Raw genomic sequence first — 12,327 nt, 5'->3', positions numbered from 1 at the left:
TTTTAGTCTTTTATCTGTCTTCCCCCAAAGATGGCTAGTCAAGTCTTCTTCTAGTAGGTGAACTTCGTCAATCGTATATATAACAACATTTTTAGCTTTTATTTCTGGTAATAAACCTGTTATAATATCTTGGATGTTTTGGTTCTTTGTTTTGACCAGTTGTGGGTCTTGAAGAGGATTTTTAGGTTGAGCTTTTCGCCAACTAATTTTCGCTTCTTTTAGCAAACTATAATAGCTCGTTTGAGATTTAAATGCTACCTTAAATTGGTCGATTAAATAGCATTATAACTCCGATATATCCCAATATTCTTGTTGTTGCAGCCAACTGAAAACTTCTTGTTTTTGCCCTTCATCTAAGTAGCTTTTTGCTCCTTGGTATGATAATTTTAATCCGGCGATACCTCGATCTTCAAACTGAGTTTTCCATTTACCAATAAAACTTAGAGAGACATTGAGTATCGGGGCGATCGCTTGATAAGTCCATCTTTGTAAAGATAATTTAACGGCAATAGCTCTTTTTAATTCTCTTGAATCTGGATTCGTTTTAATCCATTTATCTAGTTCCTCGATCTCTTTTTTGATTTTCTGAGCCTTGTCCATAATTAAAATTATTAAAAATACTCCTCTGTAATTTCTAGCTGTAAAATCCTACCTGCTGATAAGGTGTTAGCTCTTTGGCCTTAGTGCAATCGCCGATCTTTTTTGGCCATCGGCCGTCGGCTTTTTTTGATCACTTGCCAAAAAACCCACCTTATCCCCCAAACTAACGCCGCCTCAACAAATTTTTCATCTCTACCCAGATAGAAAGTTGACCACCTAGACTAGAGGGATGAGTGAAAATTCCTTGACGGGGACTGAATAAAAAGGCCAACATAAATAGGGTAAAAGCGACAAGCACGATCGCCGGTCCAGAGGGTAAATTCCAGTAATAACTTAAATACATCCCACTGATACTAGAAATAATACCCACACCCACACCCACACCCATGACTTGATGGAGACGGGTAACTAAAAGATAAGCAGTGGCTGCCGGGGTAATCAAAAGGGACAAAACGAGGATTACTCCCACCGCTTGGAGACTAGCAACGATGGTCAGACCGATCAGGAGCATTAAGCCTAAATCTAATAAATTTACCGGTAAACCCGCCGCTTGCGCCCCGATTTTGTCGAAAGTGTAGAATAATAGTTCTTTATACAGGAGTAAAACGGTTAATAAAACGATAACGGCAATAATTAGGGTATCGCGGATGTCGGCAGCAGTAACACCGAGAATATTGCCGAAGAGAAAGTGATTAAGGTCAATTTTGTTGTTTTTTTGGATGAGAGTGATCAGGGTGATGCCAAGGGCAAAAAAAGCCGAGAAAACGATACCCATGGCCGCATCTTCTTTGATTGGGGAACGATTACGGATCAAGTTAATCAGTAGGGTACTGACCATTGAGGCTAGTAAAGCACCCAGTAGCAGATTAAAATTACCAATAAAAGCGATCGCTAATCCGGGTAAGACCGAGTGACTGATGGCATCGCCCAAGAGGGCCAAACGTTGTACCATCAGGTAGGTTCCCACCACCGCACAAATGATCCCGACGATGATAGCTTCAATTAGGGATCTCTGCATGAAACTATACTGTAAGGGTTCGATTAATCCTGTTAATAGATTGTTGCCCATGAATCTGCCTTGGGGTTAAATTTTTCTGATTCTTGATCGAGGTTTTGCTCCTAGGGTCCATCTTCTAAATCGGGGGAGAAGATAGGTTAGGATAATTAGGATTAATTGTAAGTTTTTTCGCTCCCAACCGCCGCCATGGATACCCCCGTTCTTTCCTCAACTTTTTTTCTGACTCTCCTGCTCATGGTGGGATTATTCTTTTTTATTCGCGGTTCCGTCAAAGAGCGTATCGAACAGCGTGTCTATCTTACCAGTACCAGTGACGACCAACTATTAGAACAACTGCGAGATTATTTTGACCGACGTTCCTATCAAGTCAAGGCGATCGAACCCGAACAGAATATTGTCAGATTACAGGGTTTTGTGCCGCCTAGCCCCTTTCTAGCGATATTTTTGACAATTTTGGCGGCCTTGGGTTTATTTTGCTTCTCACTGGTGTTATCGGTGTTATTTCCCGATACTAATCCCTATATTTTTGCTCTTGTGGGTTTATCTCCCCTCGCGGGTGTTTTCTATTGGCAAAAAGTCGGCCGTTTAGAAGAAGTGGCTTTTAAAGTAGAAAGCAAATCTCAGCAAACGGAATTAACTGTCAAAGCTCATCGGGACGAGTTAAGACAACTACAAGATAGTTTAACCTTTCTAGAAAGACAATAAGCCTTTTATGTCCTACGAGCGCCTAATTTATCTGGCCGATACCGATGCGGCCGGTGTGGTTTACTTTGCCCATCTTCTCTCGATCTGTCATGAAGCCTACGAGTTTTCTTTAGCACAATTTGGCATCAATATCAAGGATTTTTTGAAAGATTATACAGTTGCCCTACCAATTACTCAAGCGGAAATCCAGTTTTTTCGTCCTCTTTTTTGTGGCGATCAAATACAGATTAATTTCACTGCCCGATCCCTAAGCGAAAACGAGTTTGAATTGCAGTATAAAATTTATTTGGCTGAAATCATGGTCGCAAAAGCGAAAACTCGCCATGTGTGCATTGATCCCACCGCTAGAGAAAGAATCCCTTTCCCGGAATCTTGCAAAAATTGGTTAGGATATTTATCAACTTTAGACGAGACCGGTATTTAAGGAATGATGTGGGCAGATTTAACGATAATTTTAACTAGGGATTGGTGGCACAATGCTTGGCAATTATTTAACCTCAGTACCGAGAGAATTGTCTGGAATTCTTTTCTGGCCTTTATACCCTTTCTCCTCAGCTTTTGGCTATTTCGTACCACCCTCGATCGTTCCCTACTCTGGTGGTTAATTCTCTTAGTTTTCCTGCTTTTTTTACCCAATGCTCCCTATATTCTCACCGATAGCATTCATTTAATCGCCTATCTTCAGCAGGATTACGCCAAAAGTTTAATTTTTTTAGTTTTAATCCCCCAGTATAGTATCTTTATTTTTATTGGCTTTCAGCTATACGTTATCTCCTTACTTAATTTAAAAAGTTATTGTCAGAAAAGTCAGCTAAATTCAGCAGTTTTAACCCTAGAAATAGCTCTCCATTTTTTAAGTGCAATCGGTATCTATTTAGGAAGGTTTCTCCGACTGAATAGTTGGTATCTAGTCAGTCAACCGCAGGAAGTTTTCTGGAGTTTGCAGAATTTACTGACTAAAAAACCTTTGATATTCATCTCTGTCTGTTTTTTAATTATTTGGCTACTATACGAAATCAATAAAAGGCTTTACAATCGATTTTTTGGCTACAATTAACGCCTATCGGAGATTTCCACCCTCTCCTAGTCCCTTTCGGATTAATTAAAAGATAGTAGGAAGACAGAGATCAATTTGCCGCACCGATATTATGATGATGATCAATATTTTTTCTCTCTCATCGCCATGACGAGCGCAGATCAATCTCAACCCCTGCCTAGGGATGACTGTTTTCACTACCAAAATTGTTGGTATCCTGTGTTATTCGTGCAGGATTGGCAAAAAAATCCCTACTCTTTCTCTCTTTATGGGCAACCATTGCTAATATTTCGCGATCAACAGGGAAAATGGGGCTGTTTGCTTGATCGCTGTCCCCATCGCTTGGCTAAACTCTCCACAGGACAGATGATCGCTGGGCGTTTAGAATGTTTGTACCATGGTTGGCAGTTCGAGACGGATGGAAAATGTTCCCATATTCCCCAACTGCCAGTTAATACCCCGATTCCCCGCAATGCCAAGGTTAAATCCTATCGGGTGATGGAACGTCAGGGAGTCCTCTGGGTTTGGTTAGGAGAAGAGGAAACAGCGAAAGAAAGCGATATTCCTATCATCAAAGACCTAGAAGACCCCAATTGTGTCCATACCGATTATGTCATCGATTTTCCCTACGAACAGGGCTATTTACTCGAAAATCTCCTCGATCCCGCCCATGTTAATATTAGCCATGATCGCAGCGAATTCGGGGCAAAACGGGAAAATGCTCAACCTTTAGCCTTCCAAATCCTCGAAATCTCGGCGCGGGGAATTCGCAGTCAGTGGCGCAATAGCCGCAATCCGCAAGAAAGCTGGAAATATCTGGATTTTATAGCCCCTAATCTCGTTCATTATCGTTTTTCTCTGCCTAATCCCCATTGGTGTGCTGGATTGGCTTTATACGGGATTTCTCTGGGTCAAGGTCGTTCTCGCTTACTGATGCGACGTTACCAAAATTTTGCCGTTAACTCCCGTCAATACCGTTGGCGCTGGTTGGAACATCTGCGTCAAAGTCGCATCCTCGAAGATGATCTACCTTTAATTCAAAGTCAGCAGCAAATGGTGGAAAAGTCAAGAGATAGTTTACAAAAATTATACTTACCCTTAAAAAGTTCCGATGCCTTGGTGATTGAGTTACGTCAATGGTTCGACCGCTATGGGGACTCTTTCCCCTACTATCAAGGCTACACCAGCCAGCGGACAACGGCGATCGATTTATCCGATCCTTTACCCCTCGATCGCTATTCTCGTCACACTGTCCACTGTCGCACCTGTAGCGATGCCCATGAAAACATGGTAAAAACTAAACAAATTGCGATTTTAATGGGTATATTATTAGTTTTACTGGCAATTTTATCCCCAAATCAGTCTATCTATCAAATTACTGCCCTTATTTTCGCAATTTTGGCTTTAGCAATAGCGATCGCTGCCAATTACACCCGCAGAAAATTTGAACGCACCTATGAGAAAAAAGCCCATACCAAACTACAGTAATAATACTAAATCCGTTGAGTATAGGCTACATATCAGGACAGGTAAAAGGCAGCAGGCACTAATGCAAAAGGGTGAATAAATAATCAGTTTTTAATAACCAGATTTAGTATGACTCTTAAATGATGACAAATGTATCAGCAGCTGCCTGTAAGCATCCCACCGAAAAGCTAATGCGCGGGGGGTTTGGGGGCGGCACTTCGACACGCTCAGTGACCGCGCCACGCCCCCAACGGGGGGTTTGGGGGGTAGAACCCCCCAAAAGCTTGGATTGAGTGATAAAATCGGAAGTAATGCCAGATTTTATCAGAGAGTTTTCGCGTAAAAATCCCAACTTGCTAGATTTACAAAAATGAGATGCACCCGAAGTCAGGAGTTAGCGAGATGTGTAATTAATTTTACTTAGGTACTTAACTAAGATTTCTACTACAAAAATCTGCCTAAATCGAATTCGGTTGTGGCAGTAATTTCTCGAAAACGTTCCTGACTGATAATTAACAATAATCTTTCAGTATAATCCACCGCCCCGCGCAATTCTCGTTCTAATCTTGCTAAACCAGCGTTGGCATATTCCTCGAAAATTGTCACTCGCAAAGCTTCCGAATCTACCCCGTGGGGAGAAAGAATTTTCGTGTCTTGCAATTCATTAACTGCCAATAATTTGATTAGGGTATCGTAGCCACGAGAAATAAAAATTTCTAGGTTAATAGGTGAGGGTTCCTTCGCTACATTTTCTATCGCCACCCTCTCCTGATATCTTACCCCTAAAGCCGCCGCAAAAGCGATGACATCAGCATAGGTTTGAAAGGGTCCAATTCCCTGATTAAAATTAACTAAGGACTGGACAAATTCCCCTTTATCTCTAGCAATACGCACTCGATGAATGGACATATTTATCAAGTAAAAAGTAAAAAGTTAAAAAGTTTACACAATTCAGAAGATAGAAATCAGGAGTATTTATGAACTAATTGATCTATCCCCTATCCGCTAATAAATGATAACTGCTTTAAGGATAAGTTTTAATTAGTCCTTTAGCTTGGTAAACATGAAATTGTTCGATGGTGACACCACCGCGCTTGATCGGAATGACAGCTACTTTAGTTATATCTTGGAAATAGGGACGGTAGCGATCGATTATTTCTGGTCTTTCTAGAGAACTATTCGTAGTAATTAATAAACCATTTTTACCGATCCATTCTTGAGGATTAACCCAAATTTGATAACCCCTTTGATCGTTGTTAAAACAGGTGACGGGAATAGGAACTAGGGGATAAAGAGCCATATCTAGCCATGCTGTCACATAAAAACTATGGGTAAAAACGAAGCTAGAATCTTTTAAGAGTGCTAATAATTCGGGCGAATTAGCAAAGTTTTGGCGCAGTTGATCAATATCGACAATTTCCCGAGAAGGGTCCTGTTCTGGGGCAATAATTCCCCCAAAGATTGCGTATTGACTAGGTTTTTGGAAAGTACCAAGCGTAACGTGAAGCATTGCTATAGATAAAAGAGTAACGATAAAAATTCCTGATCCCCATAACCATCTTTTTACCCAGATTCGAGAAGATTGCTGCCAAGTATTGGCCTTTTCTCCTAATAAAATCGTGCAGGACCAAAACCCGGGTAAAATCCAACTAGGAGCAAGATAATGGGAAGCACCCACATAAAGCATTCCCAGGATTAAAGGCAGAGAAACCGAGATAATTAACCATTTTTTGAGTGATTCTTCATCTCGATGAAAAAATCTTTTTTTCGAGAGAAAGTTAGGAATTTGTTCGGCAAAGCTTTTAAATGTCACCCACCACATCGGCAGACCAAAAGGAGGAAACATCGTGGCGATACTAATGCCAACAACCGAGAGAATACCAAGAATATTAAAGGTTTTCGGTTCTCCAGAAAAACGGTCTTCTAAATGAAAGCGAAAGGATATCCAATCATGGTTAATATTCCAGTAGATAATCGGCAGTAAAGTTATCAAAAAAAGAATAAATCCTAATCCCAACCAGGGGGATCTAAATACAGGCCAATAGCGGGGAGTGGTCAGACAAAATAAAACTAAACCAAAGCCCAAAATAAAGCCGTGATATTTACTTAAAACCGCCAATCCTACGGCAAGTCCAATATAAGCGAGACGATAGCTAGGATGATAGTTTTTTCCTCGAATTGGCCAGAATTCTTGGGCAGCTAAATAGACTGTTAATGACCAAAAAAAGATTAAAGGACTATCTGGCTGCGAGAGAATCCCGAAGACGATCCCATAGATGGGGATCAGAGTGGCGATCGCTAAAGTCATTCTGGCGACTGGCAGACTGAACAATTTTAAAGCTGTCAGATATAGTAAGCAGAGGCTGCCAGTATAGAGGAGGAGAGTACCGAAGCGAATGGTAAATTGATTGACTAATCCCGTGATCCAAGTCCCAAAACCCGTGGAAATCGCTACTATTGGCGGATGATCGAAATAGCTCCAATCCAGATTATGGCTGTAAACATAATAATATGCCTCATCGTACCCGGGATAAAGCCCCAGGGCGATGATTGTTCTAAACAGAAGTCCACCGATGAGCAGATAAACGGCAATGCGATCGCTAAGTATTTTGGTCAAAATTCTTACCTCATTTCATCGCTAAAACTGATGTTAGAGACGGGAGATTTTTGGGTTTGCCAGATTCGAGATTTGTGCATCTATGGCAAGTTTAGATTTAAATGTGATCTTTAGTTACTATATCACCAACTCTGTCATCTCTTAGTCCTTGGCTATCAGCAAACTCTCCCCAGACGTTACTGATTGGGTATATGAACGAGGATTAAGGGAAAGGGTAACTTAGATAAAACTGATGTTAATTAAATAACTTTTGCCGCCATCAAATCAATAATAATCAGGGCTATAGATTGCAGAATTAATAATCTTAAGTAGGTAGGTGTTAAAAGTTGTCAGGCACCCCCCTTATCAAGGGGGGATTAAGGGGGGATCAGCACCCCCCTTATCAAGGGTTGATTCATAGTAGGGTTGATTCATAGTAGGGTTGATTCATGAATCAACCCTACAAAGCACGACGTTTTGAAAAATTTTCAGATATTTATTCCGATGAGAGAATGAAACGACCCTAGGGGTATCGGGGGAAGTACCCAGAATCTGAGCTGCTTCCCCTAGCTTGACTAATCTCTGTGCCTTAACAAAACCCAGTTAAAAACCCCCAACCTAGCTAGGTTGGACGAGATTATTTAAGCCATAAACCACTTTAGCGGTGATAATCTTATCCTTATCGGTAAGTTCTTCTAACACCTCTTTTCCCTGGACTAAATAGCCAAAAACCGAATAACGACCATCCATGAGATTAAACCCCGGAGGAGTTAATTCATTATCGAATTTAAAGAAAAAGAATTGCGAGGAACCTCCGTTAGGATTAGTATCCGGACGCGCTAGGGCTAATGCACCGAAAGCGTTAAAAGGTAAGGCGAGACTGGGTAAGTAAATCCCTAATTCTTCGAGAGTATTGCCATAAACTGGCTCTTCTTCCCCTTTGATCAAAATTTCTAAGGGAATAGAGCGATATTGCTTAGTTTTCGGGTCAATAAATCCCTCTTCTGCACCGACGGGATCCCCGGTTTGGACAACGAAATTATCTTCGCTGCGAATGAAGGGTAAACCGTCATAAAAACCCCGTTGGACTAAATCCAGAAAGTTACCCCCATTAATCGGAGCGCTGTAACCATCCACAACGATGGTTAAATCTCCTTTGGTGGTCTGCATCTCTACGGTGGCACGTCCTCGCAATTGCGGCAAGTTAGCGTATTCCGGGGGAACGTTAAAGGGAAAACCCACTACCATTAATTCTTCTAAAGCGGTGATATTATTGAGCAATTCTCGTCTGGTTGACCAAACTGCCTCTTTATCCTTCGCTTCTACGGCCGTATCCAGGGCCGCCACTCCCGTTTTCAGTTTTTCGATTAATTCCTCCCCTTGGCTTTTACTTGCTTCGGGAACACTATCTAAGATAGCCTTGCTTTTGGTAGAAAGGGCATAATTGGCATCCTTGACATCTTTTTTAATCGGACTCCAACGTTTGGCCCGCAGATGTTTGGCAATATCTTCGATCGATTGTTGCACTTGACGAATTGGTTTATTATCTATGGGTAAGGCATTGCGTAAAATAGCAGTGGGATCCGTTACCGCGTCACCCTGAGCAAGCACAGCCAAAGCAGGGGCAGTCCCCTTAACCGTGAACAGACTTAAGATTAAAAATAGTGCTAGGGCAATACTAGCGCCGCTTTTTAAGAAAAATTTGCCCCATTCCCGTAATCTTGTCGTTATTTTCATATTTTGGTCGGTTCCTCAATGGTCATACCTATCCAAAATACTTGTAGGCTTTTAGGGGAACCCTTGTCAATAGCTAAGAAAATCGATCGAAGCCATTATCAGTTATCAGTTATCAGTTATCAGTTCACCCATTACTGTTTACTGAAAAAAGGCTCCCCACCTCCCCAATTCCCCAATTCCCCACCTCCCCACCTCCCCACCTCCCCAATTCCCCCGCTCCCAATTCATAATTTATAATTGATAATTCCCACTCCCTTTTTTTTCCTTTTATGACTATTATCGTCGATTATCGCTTTCCTCCCGCTATTAATGCCGAAAAACAGGCAAAAACGATCGCTATCGGTCAAACCGCCGGCACTTGGAGCGATCGCCACAGTCATCGTCAAGAGCAGCTGCAACAACACCTAGCGGAAGTGGTGGGGATCAGGGAGGAAGCCGACGGTTATAAGGTGGCTAGGGTGCGGTTTCCCCAGATAAACGTTGAAAATGACATCGCCAGTCTTTTAACCATGATTTTCGGCAAATATTCCATGGCTGGAGCCGGAAAAGTGGTGGGGGTGTATCTCCCCGAAACCTACGGCACGAAAGCCAAGCTGGGAATCACCGGAATTAGGCAACGTTTGGGGGTTTATGATCGACCTCTAGTCATGGCAATTTTTAAACCCGCTTTAGGACTATCAGCCCAAGATCACGCCGATATCCTGCGAGAAGTGGCTTTTGCTGGCTTAGACGTGATTAAAGATGATGAAATCATGGCGGATCTTCCCGTGGCTCCCACCCACGAGCGCCTAGATTGTTGTCGCCGAGTTTTGGAGGAAGTGCGGCAGCAAACCGGTAGAAATGTTCTCTATGCGGTCAATGTCACTGGAAAAGCGGACGAATTGCAGAGAAAAGCCCGTTTATTGGTGAAACATGGGGCTAATGCCCTGTTATTAAACGTTCTTACCTACGGTTTTTCCGTTTTAGAAGCTTTAGCCAGTGATCCGGCGATCGATGTGCCTATTTTCGCCCATCCTGCCTTTGCCGGAGCGATGTGTGCCGGTACTGATACGGGATTAGCCTATTCTGTGGTTTTGGGGACGATGATGGCCCACGCAGGAGCCGATGCGGTGCTATATCCCGCCGCTTACGGTAGTTTACCCTTCGATCCGCAGGAGGAAGGCAAAATTCGCGATATTTTGCGCGATAGAAACGTTTTTCCGGTTCCCTCGGCCGGCATTCGTCCAGGTATTGTTCCCCAGGTCCTTGGGGATTACGGACGTAATGTTATCCTCAATGCGGGAACTGGAATTATGGACCACCCATCGGGACCGGCCAGTGGTGTGAGAGCCTTTTTTGAAGCTTTAGCCAGAATAGAAGCGGGTGAGTCCTTTGATCCGGCCAATTTGCCGGAAGGAGCCTTAAAACAGGCAATTCTAGAGTGGGGTTAAGAGCAACTTTTTCAAATGCACTATATAGGGTTTGCGGCAAAAAGTTTTTCTTGGGGGCAGGGTGTGGGGTGTGGGGTGTGGGCTTCGGCCGTGAGCTCAGCGTTCGACCGAGCTCACGCCGAGGTCCGAACGGGTGTGGGGTGTAGGGTTTTACCGATTTTCAGGACGTTCGGCGAAGCTCAGTCGAGCCGTGGTCAACTACCCAATTTTCAGGGAAAAAGTACCTGAATTTTCCCCCTGATCACTCCCATATCCGGTACTTTTTGATTGACAAAAGGTCTAAAAGTCTTACCCAACAAGGTTTTTAGATTTATTCAGCAAACCCTATATAGACATTTTGTCAAGCATTTTTATCAAAAATTAACAAATAACTTCCCGTTTTAGATAGGGTTGCAGCACTTCCGGCACTTTTACCGTCCCGTCCGGCTGTTGATAATTTTCTAGGACAGCGGCCATAGTACGACCGATCGCTAATCCCGAACCGTTGAGGGTGTGGACAAAATTAGTGCCTTTTTGCCCTTTTTCTTTAAAGCGAATATTTGCCCGTCGTGCCTGGAAGTCTCTAAAATTAGAACAACTGGAAATTTCCCGATAGGTATTAGCCGAAGGTAGCCACACTTCTAAGTCATAACATTTGGCCGCCGAAAAACCCAAGTCACCGCTACACAATTCAATCACCCGATAGGGCAACTGTAAAGCTTGCAGGATTGCCTCCGCATTAGCGACTAAACTTTCATGTTCCTGAGCAGAAGCGTCAGGATGGACGATTTTGACCATTTCCACCTTATTAAATTGATGCAAACGGATCAAGCCCCTCGTATCTTTGCCATAGCTGCCCGCTTCCCGACGAAAACAGGGAGTATAGGCACAGTGTTTGATCGGTAATTGCTCCGATGAGAGGATTTCATCGCGATAAAGGTTAGTTACGGGTACTTCTGCCGTTGGTGCTAACCAAAGCTCATCATCTCGACATTTAAAGCTTTCTTCCGCGAATTTTGGCAGTTGTCCCGTCCCGCGCAGGGAGTCACTATTAATTAAAATTGGCGGTAAAACTTCTGTATAACCGGCGACAATATGGCGATCGAGCATAAAATTAATTAAAGCTCTTTCTAGGGCTGCCCCGAGGGCGATAAGATTAACAAAACGACTCTGGGCGATCTTTACTGCCCGTTCAAAGTCTAAAATGCCCAATTTTTCCCCAATTTCCCAGTGAGGCAAAATATTCGGGTTGGTGGGTTTATATTCCTCTCCCCAGCGTTTGACTTCGACATTTTCCCGTTCATCCTTACCGATAGGAGTGGTTTCACTGGGTAAATTGGGTAAATCTAAGATTTTTTGGTCAATGGCCGCTTTAATCTCTTTTTCCTGCGGTTCTAATTGAGCTAGTTTACTTTTAATCTCGTTTCCTTCTGTTTTCATTGCCAAAATTTCGGGACTGTTGACATCGCTGCCACTTTTCACTTTTTGTCCCACCAGTTTACCGATTTCGTTACCCCGGGCCTGTAAACTGCTGCGTTCTAACTCTAAAGCCTTCTGTTGTTGATTTAACTGGAGAATAGGGGCAATATCATAACTACCTCCCCGACTATCTAAGCGTTTCTGCACTTCCTCTGGATTTTCTCTAATTTGCTTTAGGTCTAACATGGTACGAGTCAGTAAAAAGTAAAAATTAAGTGGGGGAGTCGGAGAATCGGCAGCCTGAGGGGAAATGTTGTCAACCGCTAACCAAAGGTCAATA

Annotated in this window: 13 protein-coding genes; 5 read left to right on the top strand and 8 right to left on the bottom strand. The window is 42.8% G+C overall.

Annotation, left to right across the window (positions count from 1 at the left end; genetic code table 11):
* The 3 genes from IM462_RS20895 to IM462_RS20885 form a co-directional block, all read right to left on the bottom strand.
* Positions 1 to 273, bottom strand: a 273-nt coding sequence (locus IM462_RS20895; RefSeq protein ID WP_287715588.1) for a winged helix-turn-helix domain-containing protein, incomplete at its 3' end; no start/stop codon positions are given.
* Positions 274 to 282: 9 nt separating this feature from the next.
* Positions 283 to 600: a helix-turn-helix domain-containing protein gene (locus IM462_RS20890; RefSeq protein WP_287704106.1), complete on the bottom strand. Its 318-nt coding sequence runs from the start codon at positions 598 to 600 to the stop codon at positions 283 to 285.
* A gap of 163 nt (positions 601 to 763) precedes the next feature.
* Positions 764 to 1,669 (bottom strand): metal ABC transporter permease, encoded by a 906-nt coding sequence (locus IM462_RS20885; RefSeq protein WP_287704108.1) that lies wholly within the window; start codon positions 1,667 to 1,669, stop codon positions 764 to 766.
* A gap of 135 nt (positions 1,670 to 1,804) precedes the next feature.
* On the opposite strand from IM462_RS20885, the gene IM462_RS20880 reads away from it, so the two are divergent.
* The 4 genes from IM462_RS20880 to IM462_RS20865 all read left to right on the top strand — a co-directional run bounded on the left by IM462_RS20880 (position 1,805) and on the right by IM462_RS20865 (position 4,847).
* Positions 1,805 to 2,323 (top strand): cofactor assembly of complex C subunit B, encoded by a 519-nt coding sequence (locus IM462_RS20880; RefSeq protein WP_002734244.1) that lies wholly within the window; start codon positions 1,805 to 1,807, stop codon positions 2,321 to 2,323.
* A 7-nt stretch (positions 2,324 to 2,330) separates the two neighbouring features.
* Positions 2,331 to 2,747, top strand: coding sequence for an acyl-CoA thioesterase (locus IM462_RS20875; RefSeq protein WP_287704110.1), 417 nt, complete (start codon positions 2,331 to 2,333; stop codon positions 2,745 to 2,747).
* A 3-nt stretch (positions 2,748 to 2,750) separates the two neighbouring features.
* Positions 2,751 to 3,380: a DUF1361 domain-containing protein gene (locus tag IM462_RS20870; protein ID WP_287704112.1), complete on the top strand. Its 630-nt coding sequence runs from the start codon at positions 2,751 to 2,753 to the stop codon at positions 3,378 to 3,380.
* Positions 3,381 to 3,506: 126 nt separating this feature from the next.
* On the top strand, positions 3,507 to 4,847 hold the full coding sequence (locus IM462_RS20865; protein ID WP_287704114.1) for an aromatic ring-hydroxylating dioxygenase subunit alpha: 1,341 nt from the start codon (positions 3,507 to 3,509) through the stop codon (positions 4,845 to 4,847).
* A gap of 115 nt (positions 4,848 to 4,962) precedes the next feature.
* Here IM462_RS20865 and IM462_RS20860 read toward each other — a convergent pair whose 3' ends face one another.
* The 4 genes from IM462_RS20860 to IM462_RS20845 all read right to left on the bottom strand — a co-directional run bounded on the left by IM462_RS20860 (position 4,963) and on the right by IM462_RS20845 (position 9,159).
* A complete protein-coding gene (locus IM462_RS20860; protein ID WP_287715583.1) occupies positions 4,963 to 5,178 on the bottom strand; it encodes a hypothetical protein in 216 nt (71 codons plus the stop codon).
* A gap of 92 nt (positions 5,179 to 5,270) precedes the next feature.
* Positions 5,271 to 5,735 (bottom strand): DNA phosphorothioation-associated protein 4, encoded by a 465-nt coding sequence (locus tag IM462_RS20855; protein ID WP_002738176.1) that lies wholly within the window; start codon positions 5,733 to 5,735, stop codon positions 5,271 to 5,273.
* Between the two features lie 115 nt (positions 5,736 to 5,850).
* Entirely contained in the window at positions 5,851 to 7,443 is a 1,593-nt protein-coding gene (locus IM462_RS20850; RefSeq protein ID WP_287701620.1) for an ArnT family glycosyltransferase, read from the bottom strand.
* Positions 7,444 to 8,040: 597 nt separating this feature from the next.
* Positions 8,041 to 9,159, bottom strand: a complete 1,119-nt coding sequence (locus IM462_RS20845) for a peptidylprolyl isomerase (protein WP_287701618.1) — start codon at positions 9,157 to 9,159, stop codon at positions 8,041 to 8,043.
* A gap of 269 nt (positions 9,160 to 9,428) precedes the next feature.
* On the opposite strand from IM462_RS20845, the gene IM462_RS20840 reads away from it, so the two are divergent.
* The gene (locus IM462_RS20840; RefSeq protein ID WP_287701616.1) at positions 9,429 to 10,589 is read left to right on the top strand and encodes a 2,3-diketo-5-methylthiopentyl-1-phosphate enolase; all 1,161 of its coding nucleotides are present in this window, start codon (positions 9,429 to 9,431) and stop codon (positions 10,587 to 10,589) included.
* 360 nt (positions 10,590 to 10,949) lie between these two features.
* Here the strand turns inward: IM462_RS20840 and serS are convergent, their stop codons facing one another.
* Positions 10,950 to 12,233 (bottom strand): serine--tRNA ligase, encoded by a 1,284-nt coding sequence (serS, locus tag IM462_RS20835; RefSeq protein ID WP_287701614.1) that lies wholly within the window; start codon positions 12,231 to 12,233, stop codon positions 10,950 to 10,952.
* Positions 12,234 to 12,327: the final 94 nt, after the last annotated feature.

Origin of the sequence: Microcystis sp. M144S2 (assembly GCF_020246065.1) — a bacterium.
In the GTDB taxonomy this organism is placed as follows: domain Bacteria; phylum Cyanobacteriota; class Cyanobacteriia; order Cyanobacteriales; family Microcystaceae; genus Microcystis; species Microcystis ichthyoblabe_A.
Note: the sequence above shows the minus strand (reverse complement) of the source record. Positions and strands in the feature narration are given on the sequence as shown.

What these genes read in the sequence shown, in the direction of transcription:
- IM462_RS20865 (WP_287704114.1), top strand. Translation starts at nt 3,507, where the DNA reads ATGACGAGCGCAGATCAATCTCAACCCCTGCCTAGGGATGACTGTTTT.
- IM462_RS20845 (WP_287701618.1), bottom strand. Translation starts at nt 9,159, where the DNA reads ATGAAAATAACGACAAGATTACGGGAATGGGGCAAATTTTTCTTAAAA.
- IM462_RS20880 (WP_002734244.1), top strand. Translation starts at nt 1,805, where the DNA reads ATGGATACCCCCGTTCTTTCCTCAACTTTTTTTCTGACTCTCCTGCTC.
- serS (WP_287701614.1), bottom strand. Translation starts at nt 12,233, where the DNA reads ATGTTAGACCTAAAGCAAATTAGAGAAAATCCAGAGGAAGTGCAGAAA.
- IM462_RS20885 (WP_287704108.1), bottom strand. Translation starts at nt 1,669, where the DNA reads ATGGGCAACAATCTATTAACAGGATTAATCGAACCCTTACAGTATAGT.
- IM462_RS20855 (WP_002738176.1), bottom strand. Translation starts at nt 5,735, where the DNA reads ATGTCCATTCATCGAGTGCGTATTGCTAGAGATAAAGGGGAATTTGTC.
- IM462_RS20890 (WP_287704106.1), bottom strand. Translation starts at nt 600, where the DNA reads ATGGACAAGGCTCAGAAAATCAAAAAAGAGATCGAGGAACTAGATAAA.
- IM462_RS20870 (WP_287704112.1), top strand. Translation starts at nt 2,751, where the DNA reads ATGATGTGGGCAGATTTAACGATAATTTTAACTAGGGATTGGTGGCAC.
- IM462_RS20840 (WP_287701616.1), top strand. Translation starts at nt 9,429, where the DNA reads ATGACTATTATCGTCGATTATCGCTTTCCTCCCGCTATTAATGCCGAA.
- IM462_RS20875 (WP_287704110.1), top strand. Translation starts at nt 2,331, where the DNA reads ATGTCCTACGAGCGCCTAATTTATCTGGCCGATACCGATGCGGCCGGT.